This window comes from Mycobacterium neumannii (assembly GCF_002245615.1).
GTDB classification, from domain to species: Bacteria; Actinomycetota; Actinomycetes; order Mycobacteriales; family Mycobacteriaceae; genus Mycobacterium; species Mycobacterium neumannii_A.
The window spans coordinates 51648-73068 of sequence record NZ_NKCO01000012.1; the positions used below are offsets into that span (position 1 = coordinate 51648).

General features: G+C 65.9%; 19 protein-coding genes and 2 pseudogenes. 10 read left to right on the top strand and 11 right to left on the bottom strand.

Features of this window, described 5'->3' with window-relative positions; translation table 11 throughout:
- Positions 1 to 8: 8 nt before the first annotated feature.
- From CEX88_RS15445 to CEX88_RS15465, 5 genes are all read left to right on the top strand, one after another.
- Positions 9 to 1538: an ABC transporter substrate-binding protein gene (locus CEX88_RS15445; protein ID WP_094294136.1), complete on the top strand. Its 1530-nt coding sequence runs from the start codon at positions 9 to 11 to the stop codon at positions 1536 to 1538.
- The gene (locus tag CEX88_RS15450; RefSeq protein ID WP_064394108.1) at positions 1538 to 2506 is read left to right on the top strand and encodes an ABC transporter permease; all 969 of its coding nucleotides are present in this window, start codon (positions 1538 to 1540) and stop codon (positions 2504 to 2506) included. The genes CEX88_RS15445 and CEX88_RS15450 overlap by 1 nt, the downstream gene beginning before the upstream one ends.
- Positions 2503 to 3393 carry an ABC transporter permease gene (locus CEX88_RS15455; RefSeq protein WP_094294137.1) on the top strand — a complete coding sequence of 297 codons (891 nt, stop codon included), beginning with the start codon at positions 2503 to 2505 and terminating at the stop codon, positions 3391 to 3393. The genes CEX88_RS15450 and CEX88_RS15455 overlap by 4 nt, the downstream gene beginning before the upstream one ends.
- Positions 3390 to 5006 carry a dipeptide ABC transporter ATP-binding protein gene (locus CEX88_RS15460; protein WP_094294138.1) on the top strand — a complete coding sequence of 539 codons (1617 nt, stop codon included), beginning with the start codon at positions 3390 to 3392 and terminating at the stop codon, positions 5004 to 5006. The genes CEX88_RS15455 and CEX88_RS15460 overlap by 4 nt, the downstream gene beginning before the upstream one ends.
- 149 nt (positions 5007 to 5155) lie before the next feature.
- Positions 5156 to 5896 carry an SDR family NAD(P)-dependent oxidoreductase gene (locus CEX88_RS15465; RefSeq protein WP_094294139.1) on the top strand — a complete coding sequence of 247 codons (741 nt, stop codon included), beginning with the start codon at positions 5156 to 5158 and terminating at the stop codon, positions 5894 to 5896.
- A gap of 7 nt (positions 5897 to 5903) precedes the next feature.
- Here the strand turns inward: CEX88_RS15465 and CEX88_RS15470 are convergent, their stop codons facing one another.
- The 3 genes from CEX88_RS15470 to CEX88_RS15480 form a co-directional block, all read right to left on the bottom strand.
- On the bottom strand, positions 5904 to 7547 hold the full coding sequence (locus CEX88_RS15470) for a DUF7800 domain-containing protein (RefSeq protein ID WP_126315843.1): 1644 nt from the start codon (positions 7545 to 7547) through the stop codon (positions 5904 to 5906).
- Between the two features lie 71 nt (positions 7548 to 7618).
- On the bottom strand, positions 7619 to 9259 hold the full coding sequence (locus CEX88_RS15475; protein ID WP_094294141.1) for a hypothetical protein: 1641 nt from the start codon (positions 9257 to 9259) through the stop codon (positions 7619 to 7621).
- Between the two features lie 225 nt (positions 9260 to 9484).
- Positions 9485 to 10807 carry a glycosyltransferase gene (locus CEX88_RS15480; protein WP_094294142.1) on the bottom strand — a complete coding sequence of 441 codons (1323 nt, stop codon included), beginning with the start codon at positions 10805 to 10807 and terminating at the stop codon, positions 9485 to 9487.
- Between the two features lie 53 nt (positions 10808 to 10860).
- On the opposite strand from CEX88_RS15480, the gene CEX88_RS15485 reads away from it, so the two are divergent.
- A complete protein-coding gene (locus CEX88_RS15485; protein ID WP_202931513.1) occupies positions 10861 to 11517 on the top strand; it encodes a TetR/AcrR family transcriptional regulator in 657 nt (218 codons plus the stop codon).
- A gap of 3 nt (positions 11518 to 11520) precedes the next feature.
- Here the strand turns inward: CEX88_RS15485 and CEX88_RS15490 are convergent, their stop codons facing one another.
- Positions 11521 to 11709 (bottom strand): hypothetical protein, encoded by a 189-nt coding sequence (locus CEX88_RS15490; protein WP_066841729.1) that lies wholly within the window; start codon positions 11707 to 11709, stop codon positions 11521 to 11523.
- Positions 11710 to 11746: 37 nt separating this feature from the next.
- Positions 11747 to 13027, bottom strand: coding sequence for an acyl-CoA dehydrogenase family protein (locus CEX88_RS15495; protein WP_094294144.1), 1281 nt, complete (start codon positions 13025 to 13027; stop codon positions 11747 to 11749).
- 132 nt (positions 13028 to 13159) lie between these two features.
- Between CEX88_RS15495 and CEX88_RS15500 the strand changes: the two genes are divergently transcribed.
- The 3 genes and pseudogenes from CEX88_RS15500 to CEX88_RS26355 form a co-directional block, all read left to right on the top strand.
- On the top strand, positions 13160 to 13459 hold the full coding sequence (locus CEX88_RS15500) for a DUF732 domain-containing protein (protein ID WP_094294145.1): 300 nt from the start codon (positions 13160 to 13162) through the stop codon (positions 13457 to 13459).
- A gap of 41 nt (positions 13460 to 13500) precedes the next feature.
- Positions 13501 to 14418: pseudogene (locus CEX88_RS26350) on the top strand (lytic transglycosylase domain-containing protein); the annotation flags it as partial.
- A 120-nt stretch (positions 14419 to 14538) separates the two neighbouring features.
- Positions 14539 to 15150, top strand: a pseudogene (locus CEX88_RS26355) (DUF1460 domain-containing protein); the annotation flags it as partial.
- A gap of 7 nt (positions 15151 to 15157) precedes the next feature.
- Here the strand turns inward: CEX88_RS26355 and CEX88_RS15510 are convergent.
- Both CEX88_RS15510 and CEX88_RS15515 read right to left on the bottom strand, forming a co-directional pair.
- Positions 15158 to 16465, bottom strand: a complete 1308-nt coding sequence (locus CEX88_RS15510; protein WP_094294147.1) for a S1C family serine protease — start codon at positions 16463 to 16465, stop codon at positions 15158 to 15160.
- A gap of 144 nt (positions 16466 to 16609) precedes the next feature.
- Positions 16610 to 17413, bottom strand: coding sequence for a crotonase/enoyl-CoA hydratase family protein (locus tag CEX88_RS15515; RefSeq protein ID WP_094294148.1), 804 nt, complete (start codon positions 17411 to 17413; stop codon positions 16610 to 16612).
- Between the two features lie 489 nt (positions 17414 to 17902).
- On the opposite strand from CEX88_RS15515, the gene CEX88_RS15520 reads away from it, so the two are divergent.
- Positions 17903 to 18796, top strand: a complete 894-nt coding sequence (locus CEX88_RS15520; RefSeq protein WP_126315842.1) for a hypothetical protein — start codon at positions 17903 to 17905, stop codon at positions 18794 to 18796.
- Between the two features lie 406 nt (positions 18797 to 19202).
- On the opposite strand, the gene CEX88_RS15525 is transcribed toward CEX88_RS15520, so the two are convergent.
- The 4 genes from CEX88_RS15525 to CEX88_RS15535 all read right to left on the bottom strand — a co-directional run bounded on the left by CEX88_RS15525 (position 19203) and on the right by CEX88_RS15535 (position 21420).
- Positions 19203 to 19877 carry a glycine-rich domain-containing protein gene (locus tag CEX88_RS15525; protein ID WP_126315841.1) on the bottom strand — a complete coding sequence of 225 codons (675 nt, stop codon included), beginning with the start codon at positions 19875 to 19877 and terminating at the stop codon, positions 19203 to 19205.
- A gap of 6 nt (positions 19878 to 19883) precedes the next feature.
- Positions 19884 to 20015, bottom strand: coding sequence for a hypothetical protein (locus CEX88_RS26535; RefSeq protein ID WP_255361506.1), 132 nt, complete (start codon positions 20013 to 20015; stop codon positions 19884 to 19886).
- Between the two features lie 491 nt (positions 20016 to 20506).
- Positions 20507 to 21001, bottom strand: a complete 495-nt coding sequence (locus tag CEX88_RS15530) for a DUF4760 domain-containing protein (protein ID WP_126315840.1) — start codon at positions 20999 to 21001, stop codon at positions 20507 to 20509.
- Positions 21002 to 21102: 101 nt separating this feature from the next.
- Positions 21103 to 21420 (bottom strand): hypothetical protein, encoded by a 318-nt coding sequence (locus CEX88_RS15535; protein WP_094294152.1) that lies wholly within the window; start codon positions 21418 to 21420, stop codon positions 21103 to 21105.
- Between the last annotated feature and the right edge of the window lies 1 nt (position 21421).

Below are 21421 nucleotides of genomic sequence, written 5' to 3' on the forward strand. Positions count from 1 at the left end.
GTGAAGGCATGAAACGACTGGTGGAAGTACTCGCCACCGTGGTCGTCACCGCCGTCGTGACGGCGCTGGCCGGGTGCTCCACCGGCCAAGGCGTGGATCTCGGGGAGTCCTCGAACAACCTCGTCGCCGCCATCGCCGGCGAACCCGACCAGCTCGACCCGCACAAGACCAGCGCGTACTTCTCCTTCGAGGTGCTCGAGAACGTCTTCGACACGCTCGTCGAACCGGACTCCAACCTCGAGATGCGGCCCGCGCTCGCCGAGTCGTGGGAGATCAGCCCCGACGAGTTGTCGTGGACCTTCCATCTGCGGCCGGGCGTGACGTTTCACGACGGCAGCCCGTTCACTGCCGACGACGTCGTGTTCTCGTACCGGCGCATCATCGACGAGCAGTTGGCCAACGTCGACAAGTTCAGCGCCGTGACCGACGTGCGGGCCGTCGACCCGATGACCGTGGTGCTCCGGGTCAAACATCCGACGCCCAACCTGTTGACCAACATCGGCGGATTCAAGGGCATGGCGATCGTGCAGCGTCGCAACGTCGAAAGCGGTCAGATCGCCACTCACCCGGTGGGTACCGGACCGTTCGCGTTCCAGTCGCAGAAGAGCGGCGACTCCATCATCTTGACGGCGAACAAGGCGTATTGGGGTGGCGTTCCGAAGGTGGGCGGTGTGACGTTCCGGTTCATCTCGGAACCGTCGACCGCGCTGTCGGCGCTGCAGGCCGGTGAGGTCGACTGGACCGACTCCGTCCCGACGCAGCGGGTGGCGCAGCTTCGTGACGACGACTCGCTGCATCTGCAGGTGGCCGCCAGTAACGACTACTGGTATCTCGCGCTCAACGAGGCGCATAAACCGTGGGAGGACGTGCGGGCACGCCAGGCCGTCGCCTACGGCATAGACCGCGCCGCGATCGTGCAGGCCACCAGCTACGGCACCGCGGCCGCCAACCAGCTCGCCATCCCCGAGGGCAACCCCTGGTACACCGCATACGACCGCTACCGCTACGACACGGAGACCGCCCGGCGGCTGCTCGACGAGGCGGGCGTCGGTGACGTCGATCTCGACATGCTGGTCACCAGTGAGTATCCCGAAACAGTGACCGCGGCGCAGGTCATCGCGGATAACCTTGCCCCGCTTGGCATCACGGTCAGCATCCGCACCGTCGACTTCGCCACCTGGCTCGACGAGCAGAACAACGGCAACTTCGACATGCTGATGATGGGCTGGCTCGGCAACATCGACCCGGACGACTTCTACTTCGCCCAGCACCATACGAACGGAACGAGCAACGCCCAGAAGTACTCCAATCCCGAGGTCGACCGCCTGCTCGACGCGGGCCGCGTCGAGACGGACCGCCAAGCGCGCTTCGAGCTCTATCAGCGCGCCGCGACGATCATCGCCGACGAGGTGAGCTACATCTACCTGTACAACCCGTCGGTGATCCAGGCGTGGGTGACCAATCTGTCCGGTTACGAAGCCCGCCGTGACGGTGCCGTGCGCTTCCGCACGGCGAGCCTGAACGGGAGCGAAACCTGATGACCGGCTTGCTCACTCACCCGATCACGCGGTTTCTGGCGCGCCGGTTGGCGTACTCGGCGGTGGTGCTGCTCGGCGTGCTGGTCGTCAGCTTCGCGCTGGTGCATCTGGTGCCCGGCGATCCGGTGCGCATCGCGCTGGGAACCCGCTACACACCGCAGGCTTACGAGGCGTTGCGGTCCGCGAGCGGCCTCGACAAACCGCTCGTCGAACAGTTCCTGTCCTACATCGGGAACGCGTTGACCGGCAATCTCGGGGTGAGCTTTCGCAACGGCGACCCGGTGACGGTGATCCTGCTCGAAAGACTGCCAGCCACAGTGTCACTGGCGGCGGTCGGAATCGTCATCGCTTTGCTGATCGCCATCCCGGCCGGAATCTGGTCGGCGCTGCACGAGGGCCGGGTCAGCGACGCGCTCGTGCGGGTGGGCAGCCAGTTCGGGGTGTCGATCCCCGACTTCTGGATGGGCATACTGCTCATCGCGCTGTTCGCCTCGACGCTGCACTGGCTGCCCACCTCGGGCTACCGGCCGCTGTTCGACGACCCCGTGGGCTGGTTGCGCCATCTGATCCTGCCCGCGCTCACCGTCGGACTGGTGGCGGGCGCGATCCTGACGCGCTATGTGCGCTCTGCGGTGCTCGAGGTCGCCGCGATGGGTTACGTGCGAACCGCGCGCTCGAAAGGGCTTGCGCCGCGGGTGGTCACGCTGCGCCACACCGTGCGCAACGCTCTGATTCCCATCCTGACCATCACCGGTATCCAGCTGGCCACGATCATGTCCGGGGTGATCGTCGTGGAGGTGGTGTTCGCCTGGCCGGGGTTGGGCCGGCTCGTCTACAACGCAGTGGCAGGGCGTGACTACGCGGTCATCCAGGGCACGGTGCTGTTGATCGCGGCGCTGTTCCTGTTGATCAACCTGATCGTGGACGTGCTCTACGCCGTCGTCGACCCGAGGATCCGGTTGTCATGACAGCTCCCGCCGAGTCGGGCAGCAGGGTGTCGTCGCTGCGGCTGCTCATGGGGAACCCCGTCACGGTGGTCAGCGCGGCCCTGCTCGTGCTGATCGCGTTCGTCGCCGTCACCGCCAACTGGATTGCGCCGTACGGCATCAACGACGTCGACGTCCCGAACGCACTGCAACCGCCCAGCGGGGCGCACTGGTTCGGCACCGACGAACTGGGCCGCGACGTGTTGTCGCGGGTGCTCGTGGCCACGCAGGCGTCGATGCGGGTGGCGGTGGTCAGCGTGGCGTTCGCGGTGGTGGTGGGCGTGACGGTCGGTGTGGTGTCGGGTTATCGCGGCGGATGGCTCGACACCGTGTTCATGCGCGTGGTCGACGTGATGTTCGCGTTTCCGGTGCTGCTGCTCGCGCTTGCCGTGGTCGCGATCCTCGGACCCGGTGTGACAACGACGATCCTGGCGATCGGCATCGTGTACACACCGATCTTCGCCAGGGTGGCCCGCGCCAGCACCATGAGCGTCCGCGTCGAACCGTTCGTGTCGGTGTCGCGCAGCATGGGCACCGGACACCTCTACATCCTGGGCCGTCACATCCTGCCCAACATCGCCGGACCGCTGGTGGTGCAAACGTCGCTGTCGCTGGCCTTCGCCATCCTGTCTGAGGCCGCATTGTCGTTCCTGGGGCTTGGCATTCAGCCGCCGCAGCCGTCGCTGGGGCGGATGATCTTCGATTCGCAGGGCTTCGTGACGATGGCGTGGTGGATGGCGGTGTTCCCCGGTGCCGCCATCTTCGTCACGGTGCTCGCGTTCAATCTGCTCGGTGACGGTCTGCGCGACGTCCTCGATCCCCGGCAGCGCCCGCTCGCCGAAACCCGCCGGAAAGGGACGCAGCAGTGAGCGATCCGGTGTTGAGCGTGGGAGACCTGCGGGTGAGCATCGGCAACCGGGAGATCGTGCGCGGAGTGTCGTTCGACGTGCACCGGGAACAGACCCTCGGCATCGTGGGCGAGTCCGGTTCGGGCAAGTCGATGACCGTCCTCGCCGCGACGGGCCTGCTCGACGCGCCGGGTGCGCGGGTCTCCGGAACCAGCACGCTGACAATCGAAGCCGGTCGTACCGAGCTCGTCGGCGCCTCGAACCGAGTGTTACGCAGCGTGCACGGCGGCCAGATCGGCTTCGTGTTCCAGGACCCGGGTACGTCGCTGAACCCGCTGTTGACGCTGGAACGGCAGATCACCGAATCACTTGAGGCGCACCGGCGGATGACCCGACAGCAGGCGCGCGTCCGGGCTCTCGAGTTGCTCGAGGCGGTCGGGCTTCCTGACGCGCAATCGCGGCTGCGCGCCTTTCCGCACCAGCTGTCTGGTGGGCAGAAGCAGCGCGTGATGATCGCGATAGCGATGGCATGTGACCCGGCTCTGCTGATCGCCGACGAACCGACCACCGCCCTCGACGTCACCACTCAGGCGCAGATCGTCGAACTGGTCGCTGAACTGCAACGCGACTTCGGCACCGCGGTGGTGTGGATCAGCCATGACCTCGGCGTGATCGGCCAGGTTGCCGAGGACGTGACGGTGCTGCGCGGCGGCGAAGCGGTCGAACAAGCCTCGGTCACGGACGTTTTCGACCGGCCTCGCCACGAGTACACCCAAGAATTGCTCGAAGCGCGACCGCTCGTCGGGCGCCCGGGTCCACCCCCGGCGCCGGATGCACCGGTACTGCTGAACCTCGAGGGTCTCGACGTGCGGTTCGAAGTCAGCACACCGGTCGGCAAGTCGATCGTGCACGCCGTCAAAGACCTGTCGTTTCAGATCCGTCGGGGCACCACCCTGGGCCTCGTCGGCGAGTCAGGTTCGGGCAAGTCGACCGTGGCGTCCGCGCTCACCGGTCTGCTGCGGCCCGACGCCGGCACCGCGAAGCTCGGTGACGCCGACGTGTTCGGGGTGCGGGGGAAGGCGGAGAAGGCGTTGCGCAGGCGGATCGGCCTCGTGTTCCAGGACCCGTTCTCGTCGGTGAACCCGCGCGCCCGCGTCAGCACCGCGATCGCCGAGCCGCTGATCGTGCACCGGCTCGCGAAGGGTCGGCGCGCCCGCGCCGCCCGGGTCGATGAACTGCTCGACCTCGTCGGTCTGCCGACGTCGTTCGCGTCGCGCTACCCGCACGAGCTGTCGGGCGGCGAGCGCCAGCGGGTGAGCATCGCCCGCGCGCTGGCCGGTGAACCCGAGTTGCTGATCCTCGACGAAGCGACTGCGGCGCTGGATGTTTCGGTACAGGCGAAGGTGCTCGATCTGCTGGCCGGTCTGCAACGCGACCTGGGGCTGACCTACCTGTTCATCGCGCACGACCTCGCGATCGTCCAGCAGGTCAGCCATGACGTGCTGGTGATGCGCGAAGGTGCGGCGGTGGAGTACCGGCCGGCCGCCGATTTGTTCACCTCACCCCGCGACGACTACACCCGCGCGCTGTTGGCCGCCGTACCCCCGGAGCGCCCTCGCGTCTCGGCCCAGTAGGGCTGTCAGCTTCCTAGCGGCGAGAATGCATTCAGGGCTGTGATCGGCTGAACAAACCCGGATGCAATCTCGACCCTAGGAACCAGATTCGTCTGTTGGGTGACTCCGGTCGCCGGCTCGCACGCTTGTCCGTGAGAAAGTCTTCAACCATGACTCAACTCAGCGACAAGGTCGCACTGGTGACGGGCGCTTCGGCGGGATTGGGCGCGGCGGTCGCGCAACTGTTCGCCCAACGCGGTGCCACCGTCTTCGGGATCGCGCGCGACGCCGAACGGATGGCGTCGGTGTTCGAGGCCGTGCCTGGCGGCCGCTTCGCGTCGGTGGACGTGACGTCATCGGCGGCGTGCGGTGAAGCCGTCGCGCGGTGCGTGGAGGTATTCGGGCGACTCGACGTACTCGTGAATGTGGCGGGCTTTCATCAGATGCGCCACACCACCGCGGTGACCGACGACGAGTGGGAACGCGACCTGGCGGTGAACCTGCACGGGCCGTTCTACCTTTGTCGTGCCGCGCTGCCGCATCTCGTGGAGAGCGGCGGCAACATCGTCAACGTCTCGTCGATCGCGGGTGTGGAAGGCGAGGTGTATTCGGCCGGATACTGCGCGGCCAAGCACGGTCTCGTCGGGCTAACCCGGGCGCTGGCCGTCGAGTACACCAAGGAGAAGGTCCGGGTGAACGCGGTCTGCCCTGGCGGCATGCCGACCGCGCAGACCACCGAGTTCTCCGCACCCGACAACGCCGACTGGGACCTCATCATGCGCATCGCGTCGCCGCGCGGGTTCATGGACACCGTTGACGTCGCCAAGACCATCGCATTTTTGGCCAGCGATGACGCCGCGGCGATCCACGGTGCGGTCTACCGTGTCGACAACGGCAAAGGCGCCGGCTGAAGCGATTTCAGAGTAGTTTGTGCTCGATGACGGTGGTCAGGTGCGGCTTGCGCCAGCGGCCAGTGACCTTCTCGATCCGTACGCCCATCTCGCCGCCCGCGATCTCCAGCGTCCCGACCTGGTTGCGGAAATGCGGCTCGGAGACGGGGCGCCAACGGAGCCGCGGCTTGGGCACTTTCGTGGTTTTCACCAGCGCGTTACCGACGGTCTCGACGAACCCCGTGTGGCCGAGCCGCAGGATGACTCGTTCGACCGCCGACGGCTCCTTGCGCAGTCCCGAACACACCACCTGCCAGACCTTGGTGCCCAGCCTGGTCGCCTCGTCGGGTACCTCGACCTCGGACACCCAGCAGTGGTGCACATCGCCGCCGAACAGCACCACTGAATCGGGCGCGGGACCTCGCCGTCCGCTCGCCACGTCGATGACCAGGTCCTCGAAGCGCCGGAAGCTCTCCTGAAAACAGGCCCAGTGGTCGAGATTGGCCGTGATCCGGACCTTCTCCCCCAAACCAGTGAGCCACCGTCCCCAGGCGCCGTCGCCGACGGCCTCCGACCACGCTTCGATGTGGTGCATTCCGTAGGGCAGCAGGATCGGCAGCGAGCTGGCGAACAGCAGGTGCTGGTAGTTCCCGTCGGCGTTGGCGGTGATCCAGTCCCATTCCTCGTCGGTGGTGATCCGGCGCCGCCCCGGTTTGAGCTGGCGGCCGGTGCGGGCGTCAACGACGATCAACCGCGCCGGACCGAGATCACGACACATGCTGAAATGTGATGCGCCGTCGTCTTTTTCGGCAATCTGAGCGAGCTCGCGAACCAGTTCGGAACCCTGCCTGGTCTCGATGACGCGCTGGAACGTCTGGTCCTTGGCCAGTTCGTCGGGCGACATGTTGCCGAGGTGCTGGTAGATCCAGTAGGCCATCAGCCCGCCGATGATCCGCGTCTGGTACCAGTCGGTCTGGCGCTTCTCGTCGAGCCAGGCCTGCGACGTGTTCCACTTGTCGTTGATCTCGTGGTCGTCGAACATCATCGACGTCGGAATGGTCGAGAGCATCCACCGCACGACCGGATCGCACCAGGCGTCCCAGTAGCCGATGCAGTACTCCTCGAAGTCCTCGAGCACCTCGACCGGGCCGTCGGCGTGTACCTCGCGATCGGCGACCAGATCCTTGATCGTGTCGTTCACCTGGTCGGCGTAGAGCTGGTCACCCATCATCAGCAGGGCGTCGGGCCACAGCGCCGACGGCTGGCGCAGCATCCGCATCCCGTATGTGCGCAGCACGTCGATGCCCTTGCCCTTGGGGTGCCACCAGTGCTGATACGTGTAGGGCGGGTGATGGGGGGCCGACGCGCGGCAGGACCCGAACAGCAGCCGAAGCGAGCCGTCCCGCGGCATCAACCGGATCCGCGGTTGCGGATACTCATATCCGTTTGGCGGCCAAGCCTTTTCCCCGTCGAGATGCACCTCGTAGGGGTGGTCGCTGTCGGGGTCGAGGTCGGTCACGCAGACGATCGCGAAGTGATGACCTTCGACCTCGAAGGTGTCGGCATGACTGCCGAGGATCTCGACCCCGCACGGCTTGTCCGTCTCGACCCATACGGTCGCGTCGGTTTTGCCGACGTGGCGAAGCAGCGGACCCACGCGAACCTCGGGCATCGCACCATCATGCACCCTCGTTGACGGCGGCGTAACGGCGGTGACGACTTTCGCGGTGCGCCCGCGACCCGTCAGTGTTCGGGCCGCCGACGACCGAGGAAGAACGCCAGTCCGATGGCGCCGAAGCCGAGCGTGCCGATCACACCCGCCGAGACCATCAGGAAGATGTCCCTGCCGGTCAGACCGCCGGTCGACGCCTCGTCCGACGCCAGCCGCAGCCGGTAGTCGCCGGGCAGCGGAGCCTCGGCCGGCTCGCTCAGACCGGGGAACTGCTGAGTCTTGCGGACCTCGAATTGGCGCTCCCCGCTTGCCGTTTGCGTCCATTCACCCCAGACCGGCGTCGCGCCGTCGAGCAGCACCTTGCGCCCGCCGTACACCCGGTCCTCACCGACGTCGACGATCTGGCGCACCCGGAACGGCTCGTAACGGGCGTTGGAGTAGTTGACCAACACCGGCACGTTGTCGTAGCGCAGAACGGGTGGCGGAGGCGGAGGCAACGGCAGGCCGGCGCCCGGGAAGTAGCCGCCACCGAAGAAGGTGCCGACGGCGATGTTGCTCACCGCCTGCGCGACGTTGGCCGCCGCGACGACAGGGCTGAGCACGGCCGCGGTGAAGCTGTAGGCGGCGAACTGGGCCGCCTCGAGCACCAGCCGCGACAGCGGCGGGATGTAGGCGATGCGCGGTCGCATGTCGTAGACGTAGACGATGCGCACCGGGGCCCGGAACGGGTTCATCAGCACCGGGCGGTAGAACTCGTCGTACTCGATCCACTCCGGTTGCCACTGACGCACATTGCTGACCAGCTCGAAGTCGCGGTCACGCTTGGCCTCGAGTTCGACCTTCGCGCTGGCGCTGGCCTCGGCGCCGTTCAAGCCGAGCGTCATGTCGACCGACTGCTTGAACGCGGTCACGTCCTCCTCGGGGGCGGGCGCGGGCTCCGGTTCGAACACCGGCTTGGCGTTGCGTGCGAGTTCGACGTCTTCGGCCGGCGCTTCGAGCGTCTCGGGCGCCAGCGTCTCGATCTCCTTGGAGGCGTTCTCGATCGACACCGTCGGGGTGTCGGAGTCCGAACCGCTCTCCTCGTTACCGGTGGTCTCCGCCACCGTCTTGTCGCTCGACGTCGGTGTCTCAGTCTCCGACGCGGGTGCGATCGCTGCAGACGAAGCGGTGGACTCACCCGGTTCGGCCGGTTCGCTGGTCTCGGGCTTGGTCGCCGGAGCGGCAGCGCTGGTACGCGGCGCGGCCGACGTCGCCGGGGTCCGCTCGGCGGGCGCCGACGGCTCGGCAGCCGGCGTCGACGGCTCGGCCGACTGGACCGCCGTGCTGGTCTTCGGCGGGGCAACGGTCTGCGGCGCGGGCTCCGGCTGCGGGGCGGGAGCCGGCTCGGGCTCGGCGGCGGGCTCGGGCTCTACGACCGGTGCCTGCGTCTGCGGTGCCTGCGTCTGCGGCGCCTGCGTCTGCGGCGCGACCTGGGTCGCCGGCACCTGCGGCTCGGGGGCCGAGGTCGGCTGCTCGACGGTCACCTCCGGCTCAGGAGCGCTGACTCTGGGTTCCGGCGCGACCGTCGTCACGACGTCGTCGGAATCGGGCTGCGCCACGGCAGGCGCGAGCCCGGCGGTCAGCGCGGTCAGGGAGATCACGGCTCCCGACGCGACGACGGCGATACCTCGTTTCCGGACATCCCTGCGGAATTCATTCAGCGGAGCACCCATCGTGCCTCCACTCCCTTCTCTGCCTGGTTGGCGGCTCGGCGCCGTGCGAACCGTTCGTCGCTGAGACGGAAACGAGCACCCTGAGGGCTCCCCCGACGCTGCCGGCCTCACAGAATTCATCGCTCCGCCTACCCGAGCGTTACAGAGCGGCGGCCCCCGCTTGTGCGCTTTCAGCGAACATCGACGATCGCCTGTCCACCTGGCCCGGGCATAGCTCCGCCGCCCTCACGAAGTCGGCGCGACAGGAGGGTATACGTCCCCCGTCTCCGGCGCCTGCCGGGCCACCAGACCGTCGACGACCGCGGCCACTTCGGCGAAGCCCGGGGACGCGGCCATGTCAGCCGCAATGCGGGCACTGGCGTGTCGGTATCGCGGCTCGTCGATCACCCGCAGGATCTCTCGGCGCAGTGCGCGTGCGGTCGGTCGCTCGCTTCTAATCCGCCGGCCGACGCCAGCCCACTGAACGCGAGCGCCAACCTCCGGCTTGTCTTCCTTGCCGCCGGTGGCGACGATCGGCACGCCGTACCGCAAGGCGTACTGCACACCGCCGTAACCGCCGTTGGTGACGAAGACTGCCGTACGCGGAAAAAGTTCGTCGTACGGCAGGTACTCCGCCGCGCGCGCGTTCGCGGGGAGCGGCGGCAGGGTATCGACCGGGCGCCCACCCGTCGCCACCACGACGAGAAGGTCCTCATCGTCGAGAGCACGCAAAGTCGGAGCTATCGCCTGGTCGTAATCGGTGTTGGCAACAGTGCCCTGCGTGACGTGCACGACCGGCCGGGTCCCGTCGAGGTCAGACCACCACGGCGGCAGCGGCGCCTGTGAACCCGTGGCCGAGAGCGGCCCCGCAAAGCTGAGCGTCGGAGGCGCATCGGTAATCGGATATTCGAAGGACGGCACCGTGAAGTGAAGGAGCGCGTCCGCCCGCCGGCCCCAGTCCGGGAACGTTCCCGGCATGTCGATTCCATGCAGTTCGCGGTGAAGATCGTTGATGATTCCGTTGGCGCCCTCGAGGATTCGATGGTGGACGCCCCTCAACGCCGCGTTGCGGGTCCGATTGAGGAAGCGCGCAGGCGGCAGTCCCAGACCGAACGGCGCCATGTCACGACTCTCGATGCAGAGTGGGATCACACAGCACATCACCACCGCGGGGCGAGCCGAGCGTGGAAGCCCGAGCAGACATGCCGCGCCGACGAAGGCGGGTTCAGCGAGCACGACATCCGCAGGTTGTCCGGCAAGCGCGGCGGTCAGCGATGCGTACTGCCCCCGGGCCGGCCGCGCGAAGACGTGCTCGACGTCGAAGGCAGTCGCTCGGAGACCTTTGAGCCGTGCGCGCTCCGGGAAGTGCTCGGAAAGGGGCCGTTGATCGAAGTCGGCCTCCGGAGGAAGCGCGATGAACTCCGCCCCGGTGGCGACGACCTTCTCCGCGAAATGCGAGCCGGTGAGGAACCGAACATGGTCGCCGCGTTCGACGAAGTTCCTCGCAACGGTCAGAAGCGGTGCGATATGACCCTGTGCCGGAAAGCTGGCGATCACGATCGATGCCATTGCGGTCCCCCGCCCGTCCGAAAATTCGATCCAGTGGGCTAGTATTCATTACTGTGTCATCCAAGTCAATATCCCGCAGTCGTTCGTATCAGTCCGAATTGCGCAGGCAGCAGGCGCAGGCGACCAGGGAGCGGATCGTGTCGGCCGCTGCGAAGCTGTTCGCCGCACAGGGATATGCGCGCACAACGCTGGCCAAGATCGCCTCGGACGCCGGTGTGTCGACGGAGACCGTGCAGTCGCAGGGACCCAAAGCGGCGCTCCTGATCGCGGCGATCGAATACGAGGCGTTCGGCGTGGCCGGTGAGGACAACATCCTCAATCTCGACGTCGGCCGAAGCATCGTCGCGATCGAGGACTTTGACGAGGCCATCGACGCCGTCATCGCCGCACAGATCGACGTGCATGAACGAGCGGCTGAGCTCGCGACGGCGCTCATCGGGGGCGCGAACGCGGACCCGGAGTTGGACCGTTATCTCGGCGACCTGATCGCCAGCGTCACCAGGCAGATCGGGCGGGTCCTCAAGCACTTCGGGGACCGCGGCTGGCTGCGCACCGATGTCCCGTTCGAGGAGCTACTCGAGACGGCGGCAGTGCTCGGCAGCGTCGAGACCTTTCGCCGGGTGACCCACCGGGACGGCTGGAGCGTGGAGGCTTACCGGCTGTGGTGCCGGCGACTGCTCATCGAAACGGTGTTCCGCAGACCCGTATGAACGTCACGGCTTGCGACGGCGAAGACCACCAACCGCCAGCGCGAGACCGACCAGAGCGATGATCGGGCCGAGGATCGACCACGTGGTGGTGTTGCTCATCGGGCTGCCGCCGACCACGCCGAAGCCTTGGAGCGTGAACAGCAGGCCGAACAACGCGACGATCACTCCGAGTAGGGCGATGGCGAACCGCATGCGTCCACCTTAGGCGAGCGCGCCCGCGGCGCGAACGTCAGCGGCGCCCCGACAGATATTTCTGATACGCCTCGGCGGCGGTCGCCAATTCCGGGCGGGCATCGAGCACCGGCTGCATCTTCTGGCGCGCCTGCTCCCGCTTGTAGGGCAGGAACTGCGTCGGAAAGTCACCCTCGTGCGGTTGATAGTCGCGCAGCACGCGGCGAGCCACGGTGGCCTTGTGCACCTCGTCGACACCGTCGGCGATGCCCATCGTCGGGGCGGAGGCGTACATCGCCTGGATCGGGGTGAGGTCGGTGGTGCCCAGCGACCCGAGGATGTGCAAGGCGTTGAACGACACCTCGCGCAGGACCTTGGCCATCGTGAACTTGACCGCGGCGATCTCGGTGCGGGCCTCCTGGGTCGAGGTGTTGTCGATCTTCCACGCCGTCTCCAGGACGAACAGGCGCAGCATCTTGATCATCGCGTAGGACTCGGCGATCTTCTCCTGCACCATCTGGTGCTCGGAGATCACCTTGCCGTGCGATTCACGGCTGAGCACCCGCTCGCACATCATGTCGAAGGCCAGGTTGCACTGCGCGATCGTGCGCATGGCGTGATGGATTCGTCCGCCACCGAGTCGCCTCTGCGCCAACACTTTTGCGCCGTTCTCCGGCCCGAGCAGATGGTCATGCGGCACGCGGACGTCGCGGTAGACGATGTGGTTGTGGTTGCGTGGTTCGGGCATGATCTCGACGCCTGGGGTCTTGCGCGGGACAACGAACATCCCGTTCGTGCACATCACGAACAGGATGTCGGCGACGCGGCCTGCCGAGGTGAACCACTTCTCGCCATTGATCACCCATTCGTCGCCGTCGCGCACCGCGTGGGTTTTGAACAGGTTGGGGTCGCTGCCGCCTTGCGGTTCGGTCATCGAGTAAGCGGAGAACATGTCCTGGTTGAGCAGCGGTTTGAGCCACCGCTCCTTTTGTTCCTCGGTGCCGTATGCGGCGAGCATCTCCATGTTGCCGGTGTCCGGCGCCGACGCGCCGAACATGTGTGGGGCGCCGGGGTAGCGGCCGATGACCTCGTTGAGCAGACCGAGCTTGAGCTGCCCGAAGCCCGGTCCGCCGAGCTCTCTGTCGAGGAAGATGGCCCACAACCCCTGGTCCTTGACCTCCTGCTGGAGTTCGCGGACGTACGCCTTGACCGCGGGATCGGGTGATCGCACCGCGTACGGGAAGATGTGGTCGAGCGGTTCGACTTTCTCTTCGCAGAACTGCTTGACCCAGTCGAGCTTCATTTGAAATTCGGGTTCGGTGCTGAAATCCCACGCCATGTGCGCAGTCTGTCACCACGCCGCTGACGCCAAGCAGCTATCCCGGTCTTGGTAACGCCGCAATCTCGATCTGCGTCCGATTCCGCGTGCCGCGAGCCAAAGCGGGTAGTCGAGCGCTAGGAAGGACGTGACATGACTACGCGTGCGCTCACAGCGCTTTCGATCGCAGCGGTCGGCCTGCTGATGGCCGCGCCCCAGGCTGCCGCTTCGCCCGAGGACGACCTCTGCCGCAGCATCACCTCGGTGGGTTATACGGGCGACTGCACCACACTGACCACTCTCGCCCGCGACGCGTGCGCTCAGTTCGCGCGCGGTGCCGACTCGACCGCCGTGGCCGAGAAGCTGGACATCGCGACCAAGGACGAGACGCTGTCGAACTTCATCGTGGCCGGGGCGCGGCTGTACCTCTGCCCGGAACCCAAGCAGGCGTGATCCGCCGGCGGGTCTGGCTTCGGCGCTAGACTCCGACGGCAATGAATGCCCGCCTCGCCGCCGCCAGGATCGCTGCCGCCGCGAGCGCCGCGATGATCTTGTTCGCTCTAGTTGGATGCTCGGATTCGGACAAGCCCGAAACACCCGCCGCGACGTCCGCCGCGCCGGCTCCTTCGGCCCCACCACCCACAGCCGAGGAACCGCGCCGAGAATTGGCATCCGATCCGGTGCGCATCGCTGACGACCTGGTCGCCGACGAACGGGCGCTGCGGGATCCGTCGTCGACCGAGTCGTTGAAGAACGCGGCTGCGCAGCGCCAGCAGTTGGCGTATCGAGCCATCGGACGGCACCCCGAGTGGGATCCGATCGTGCGCCCGCGGATTCCGCCGGAGCTGGGGAAGATCTACGACCACAACGTCCACGCGCGGCGTGAACTCGGCGTGATGAGCCGGCCGAAGGACACGCTGCCCGCGTGGCGGATCGTTGCGCCCACGCCGGTGGACCAATTGATGACCCACTACCGCGAGGCGGAATCCGAGTTCGGCGTGCCATGGCATTATCTGGCGGCGATAAATCTCGTCGAGACCGCCTTCGGACGCGTCGCCGGGGTGAGCACGGCAGGTGCGCAGGGACCGATGCAGTTCATGCCCTCGACGTTCGCCGCTTTCGGCGCGGGCGGCGACATTCACTCGCCCCGCGACAGCATCATGGCGGCTGGACGCTATTTGTCCGCCAACGGCTTCACGCGAGATCGCGACTACGCGCTCTACCGCTACAACAACTCGAACAACTACGTGCGGGCCATCCACGACTATGCCGCGGTCATGGCCGCCGACCCTGCCGGCTTCGACACCTATTACCGGTGGGAGGTCTACTACCTGTCCACCGCCGGTGACGTGCTGCTGCCGGTCGGCTACGCCGAGGCCAATCCCATCCTCGCCGTGAATTACCTTGCCGCCGCGGAAGCGCCGGCGCCCGACGTCGCGATCTCCGAGCAGAACACGCAGATCCTCGAGCGGATGCTGACGGCCAGGAACGGCGCGGCGCCACCGGAGCTTGCCGAGGTCATCTCACGCGCGTTTCTCGGAACCCCTTATGGCGCACACACTCTCGCCGGTTCGGTGAGCGAGCCGGAGCAGTTGGTGGTCGAACTGTCGAGGGTCGACTGCTTCACCTATGCCGATTACGTCGAGGCGCTGAAACGGGCGGGTAACCGCGACGAGTTCATCGCCGCACTGATCGATGTCCGGTATAAGGACGGTGTCGTGGCCTTCGCGAACCGCAAGCACTTCTTCACCGACTGGGCGGCGGCCACACCGGCGGTCGCGACTGACATCACAACCAGCCTGAGCAACAACGCGATTCCGGTGCAGAAGAACTTGAACCAGAAAGACTCCGGCGGCGTGTACCTGCCCGGCTTGCCGGTTGTGCCCCGGACGGTGTCCTACGTTCCGAGCGCGCAGTTCGACAGCGGCGTGGTGAGCGGCCTCCGAACCGGTGACTACATCGGAGCGTATTCCGAAGACGGCGGCCTCGACGTCACGCATGTCGGAATCTTCGTCGATACACCGGATGGCCCGGTATCACGCAACGCGTCCTCGCTTCCTGGCGACAACAAGGTGGTCGACATCCCACTGTTCGACTACGTCCGGACCGTTCCTGGAGTGGTGGTTCTGCGGCCGGTTCAATAGCCGGCCCCTACGCTTCGCCCAATGTGACCTGTGCGGTCTGAGCAGCCCCCGAACCGTTGACATAGGTGACGGAAACGTTCTCACCGGGGGCGCGCGAGCAGATCGCCGCCACGAGCGCTTCAGGGCCGTCGATCGGCTGGTTGTCGACCTTGGTGATCACTGCTTCGCTCGGCAGTCCAGCGGCGGATGCGGGGCCACCGTCGACGACGGCGACGGTTGCGCCGCCGGCCTTGGCGGCTTCCCTACCGAGCTTCACGCCGAGCGCACCATGACTGGCGGAGCCCGTCGTGACCAGTTCGTGGGCGACACGCTTGGCCTGATCCGACGGGATCGCGAAGCCCAGCCCGATAGAACCGCTCTGGCCGCCGGAGCCGCTGCCCATGCTCGCGATAGCGGAGTTCACGCCGATCAACTCGCCGCGCATGTTCACCAGTGCGCCGCCGGAGTTGCCGGGGTTCACTGCAGCATCTGTCTGGATGGCGTTGAGCACAGTGACGTCTCCACCCGCATCGCCGCCGGCGAACACCGGCCGGTTCAGCGCGCTGACGATGCCCGTCGTCACCGTTCCCTGTAAGCCGAGGGGCGAGCCGATCGCGACGACTTGCTCGCCGACTTTCACATCCGCCGAGGATCCGATGGCGATGGGCGTCAATCCGGAAACCCCCTCGGCGCGAACGACGGCAAGATCGCCCGATGGGTCGGCACCGACAACGCTGAACGGTGCGGTTCTGCCGTCGGAGAAGGCCACGGTTGCCGTGGGCCCGCCACGCCGCGAGCTGGGAAACACTCCGCGATCACTGTCGGCCACGGCAGCCACGACATGATTGTTGGTGAGGATGAGGCCGTCCTCGCTCAACACGATCCCTGAACCCGAAGGGCCCTCACCGCCCAAGTCGATCTTCAACTGGACGACGCTCGGCAGCACCCGGGCCGCCACCTCCTCGACGGTGCCCGCGGGAGCCGCGGCGGCCGCGCGTGGCGTGAGGGGTGCAGCACCGATGGGTGTCTGCGCGGCGATCGGGTGGTGCGTGCGGTCGTCGATGCCCACAACGGCCGCACCGACCCCGCCGCCCACGACCGCGCATACGACAGCGCCGGCGACGACGAGCCCGCGACGAGACTTCTTCAGCTGGATCCTGGGGATCGGAGCGGTATCAGCTTGCTGTGCAGGATGTTTCAGGTCATAGAGTGGAGGCTGGCCGTGCCGCCATTCGTAGCGGAGATGTGACGGGACGTGAGCCTGGTATGGCAGATACGGCTGTCCCGTAGCCGAACTTGAGGGCTGGTCCGTGGAATACCGCGGAGTGTTGGTCATTTGCGTTCGTTCTCTTTCCGGATCGTTGATCAGCCCACATGGCCTCAGCACACGGTCCCCGCGTCGACTGAGAGTGGACTGAGAACTGACTCAACAAATTCCGAGAGATCGAATCGTGACCGTCACACGGCTGAGGAGTTGGTTCTACTCGGGATCGGTGAAGACGGGCCGCTCCCCCGACATCCCGGCGCTGACAGCGGCGATCTGGTTGGGCTTGCCAAGCAGTTCGGTCTGCAACTGGGATTCACGCGACAGCGCCGCCGCGGCGTCATCACTGACCCAGGTCTCGTTGTAGAGGCGCTTGGCGGCGCGCACGGCATCCGGAGACCTCTGCGCGATCTCGCCGGCAAGTATCAACGCGGCGGCGAGCGGATCGTCCGCGGTGTGAGTGACCAAGCCGAGCTCCGACGCCTCACTGCCGGAGACGATGCGACCGGTGAACGTCAACTCCTTGGCGACGTCGATCGGTATCAGCCGGGGCAGTGTCTGCGTGATGCCCATGTCGGGAACGAGGCCCCACTTGATTTCCATGATGGACAACCTCGCGTCGGGAGCCGCTATTCGGATGTCTGCGCCCAACGCGATCTGAAGACCGCCGCCGAAGCAGTTGCCGTGAATCGCGGCAATGACGGGCGCCGGCACCAGCGACCAGTCGTAGGTCACGCGTTGGGCGAAGTTGGCCGGGTGATCGGCGTCTCGGTTCAACAGAACGTTCGTACCGCCCCGCTGGGCCGCGAAGCTCGCGACGTCGAGGCCTGAGCAGAAGCTCTTACCGTCGCCGTGGAGCACGACCGCGCGGATCGAAGGGACACCGGCCACCTGCGCAGCGGCGTTGACCAGGCCATCGAACATGGCGTGGTCGAGCGCATTGTGCTTGTCTGCGCGGAGCATCGTCACGGTGGCCACGCCGGTGCCGCTGATTTCCACTCGAACTCTGTCTTCGCTCACCTGTGGCAACTTACCGCGCAGCGTTACCGCTTTCGGGCGACGTCGGCAGGTCGGCCGTTGGGCGGGTGCGCGCAGCGCGGACCGACGCAGAAAGGTGCAAGCCGATGACCCCGGGAGCGCGAGCGCGCCCGGTGCAGTGGGTGTTAGGCGTCGTTGACTTCAGAAAGAGCCACAAGTGCGTTGCGGATACTTCCGACGACCCTGTCGCACACTGCATACGATCGTCTATGCGCGCTCGGCGTGTCACAATACCTTTGCCAACCGCCTCCGCGAAGGGAACCGATCGTGGGGTCTTCGAGAACAGCCATCCATTGGCCTGATCGCGATCTGTGGGCTGCGCGCGTATTCACAACCCGGGCGACCATCATCGGATTCAACGAGCGGTATCCGTGGGCCGCTGGGGTGATCGCGGTGCCTCTGACAATGATCTGCTTGGTCAGTGTGATCATGCTTCCACTCTTGTTCGTGCCGCTGCTGATACTGGCTGGCGTGACTTTGGTCGTGATCGAGTACTACGCACTGCAGCAGCAAGAACGGGGTAAACATGATGCGCGGCTCGCGGCCGGCAGGAAGTGGACCCGCCGGCGGCGAGACCAGCTAGCAGAGATACCGAGCAACCGGAATTTGCCGCATGTCGAGTTAGAAGCGCGCGCGCGGGCGGAAGCCGCAGAGGCCCAAGCGCAGGCCGCCGAGACGAGGGCGCGGGCGGAGGCCGCGGAGGCACAGGCCCTTGCCGCTGAAGCCGAAGCGCTGGCGGCCGAAGCCGAAGCGCTGGCCACCGAGGCCCGAGCCCAAGCCAAGGCCACCGAAGCCCAAGCGTTGGCCGCGGAACCCGAAGCGCTGGCAGCCGAGGCGCAAGCAGAGGCGGAAGCCGCCGAGGCTCGGGCCCGTGCAGCCGAAGCCCGCGCTTGGGCACGGGCACGCGCAGAAGCCGCCCAAAGCGAATCCCGTGCCGCCGAGGCAAGGAAGCAAGCGGAAGCCGCCGAAACCCAGGCCCGTGCCGCCGAAGTATGGGCTCAGGCGCAAGCCGCAGAAGCCCATGCCCGCGCCGCAGAAGCGAGAAAACAGGCTGAAGCCACCGAAGCCCAAGCCCGCGCCGCAGAAGCGTGGGCACAGGCGGAAGCTGCCGAAGCCCAAGCCCGCGCCGCCGAAGCCCAGGCTTGGGCACGGGCGCGGGGAGAGGCCGCCGAAACCGAGACCCGCGCCGCGGCAGCTCGGAAACAAGCCGAAGCCACCGAAGCCCAAGCTCGCGCCGCGGAGGTGTGGGCGGAATCGAAGGCCGCCGAAGCCCACGCCCGAGCGACCGAGGCTCGAGAGCGCGCGGCCAAGCTGCGACTCGAGGCGGAGGCGGCCAGGTCCCCATGGCCACCGCTTGCCAATTGACGCCGTTCCGACGAAGGTCCGCGAGCAGCTGCTCCCGGTGTGGAACCGGTCACCAATATTCGGTGAAGCGACAAGGCGGACCCGCGACTGCGCAATCCTCACCCTAGATCCAGGGAGTCGGAAGGTCCGTCTAGATAGGCAGTCACCTGAGCATCGAGTGGCACTACGTAACGCACTCCGAACTGCTTGAGAGATGCAGCGATACGCCCGCGATTTGCCGAAGTCTAGCCGATACCCAAAACCCGTGCCGGTCGGTGATCACCGAAAATCGATGTAGCCGTTCGTCTCTCGCAAGTCCAAAGGTAGAGCATGGTGGTAACACGTCGACGTCAGCCCGCCTCGACGCACGAGCCGGCCACCCGCGTTTACACCGCGCATGGTCGTCGATGTCGAGCACTGAGGCCGGCTAGGGCGCCAGACGCAACACACCCAAGCGGATGAGAGGCTGGATCAAGCCGACCTTCTCGGCCGCGGTGAGGTCTCCTGGGAGCTCGCGGACATAGAACGCGTGCATGTTGACGATGAATTCCACTGCCTCGATTGCCATCTCATCAACAGAGAGCACGGTGTTCCCGGTGCCGTCCACAACGTGGACGGTGTGATCTTCGGCGGCGATCGTCAACGTCTGTGCCATATCGTTGATGACCCGGGTTGACGGCGTGACGTTGTCGCTGTCGTACCAGATTCCTGGGAGCGGCTGCCCGAACAGCACCTCATATCGCCGGCAGAAGTCGTCGAAGGAAGCCATCTCTTGGGAGCCGCCGTCCAAGATCGTCGTTTCGGGCCCGCCGCGCTCGCCGGCGGGCGCGTGGTGGACGTAGCTTCCAAAGTACCGCTGGCTGAAGTCGGTGTACTCGGCGGTGAAGAGCACGAACGCGTGCCACGCTTCGTCCACCATCGCCGAAGACATGTCGAACGACTTGTCAGGGGTTGCCGCGGACAGCACGAGGTACTTCTTTGCCTCGTTGAAGAGCTGTTCTGCGGACGCCCGGGTCGCGACGACCCGGTCCCTGACAAGTCGATCGATCACGTAGGGCGCTTCGAACGCCAACGCCTCTTGAAGTCGACCTTCAAGCGCCACGGCGGATCACCGTCTCCCGGACGGATCACAGTTGCCGGGCACAATGCACGAGCAATAGGCGGGACCGGCTCGGCCTGCGGGGCTGGTGATGGTGAGCCTGCCGACGGTGACCTTCTCCGTGGTGGTCTTCTTGTTCATGTTGCTACCTTCCTGTTCCCCGGGCCCCACTGGTCGAAGCCCGTTCGGTGAACCAACTATCGCCCCAAACGACAGCTCGAACAGTCCGCAGACTGGAGGGTTCGGAGGAGGAACCGCGGTCCACCGATCGGCGGACCCAGCGGCCGCCCGGCTCTTAGATGAGTGTCAAGGATCAGCCGAAGCAACTGTCAACCATCAGCCGAAACACTGTCAGGAATCACCCGAAACAGATATGTCCAGCATCAGCCGACCTAATACACCCTCTGAAGTGGGGCGGGCGGGGCTCGAACCCGCGACCAACGGATTATGAGTCCCTTGACGCACCTCCGCCGTTATTCGCCGATGTTCCGAGTTGGCGCTTTACCAGCACATATCTATTCGCAGATATCCGCAGATATCCGCAGGTGTTGGACACGAGTTGTGACATCGTCGTGACACGATGGCCCATTTGAGAGCCGCCTTGCCACGCGGACAAGGGCGGAACTTGATCTCTACCTTCCAATGGACCGCGCTTGACTACCGGAATATTGGTTCGCCAACCATTCAAGATTCATCGCAAACTCACGATGATCTCGAGTCTTTCGATACTCGACGATATAGGCCTTGGCCTTCTTATAGACAGCAGGCACCGAGCCAGGAAACAACGTCATGACAAGGCTCGAATCTACGAGATCCGCCTTCGTGACGGCGCCTAGGCTTTCGTAGATGCCGAGGAGACCATGAAGCTCCGTACGCAGTTCGTCATACTCCTCCTCGGTTAATCCGCCTCTCGTCGGCTCGGACTTCAACACCGGGTCGTACTTGTCGGTGTATCGCAAGCCGCCACGGACGCGTTGCATCTCTGGCGTCATGCTTTGCTCGTGGAGGAACAGCACTGTGGCGACATCCCGCGATTTCCGAGCCTCTCGGTTCGCGCCACTTGCGACTAGCATGGCCAATATAGAAACGATGAGAGCGACAATTCCGAGTACATCTTCAGTCGTCATGTCCGTATGGTATTCAGCCATCTACCTGAAGGTTCGAAAATGCAGCGCCGCACACCTTCTCGCCACGAAATCGCCGACGATACGCGAGTTGGTACCGGCGGCTAGAGGGCGCGTTTGCGGTACCTGTTGAGGACCGCGAGTTCGGCCAGTGTCCAGCCGGTGAACGCGCCCCGCAGCGAGTGCGTGAACTGTCCGGCTTGATTATCGACCGGGATACCACCGGGGTTGGTGATGAGCCGTGCTGCCGCTGTCACAATCACGGCCTCGAGTTCCTCGTTGGGTGCCCAGCCCTCACCGCTCCCGCGCACGTATGCCTTGACCATCGTGGTGACGACGGGGATGGCCTGCTCGGCCGACGCCTCCAACGTTGTGTCGGAGTGCCGGCCGAGGAACAGCAAGACCTGTTCGGCGTCAACCACT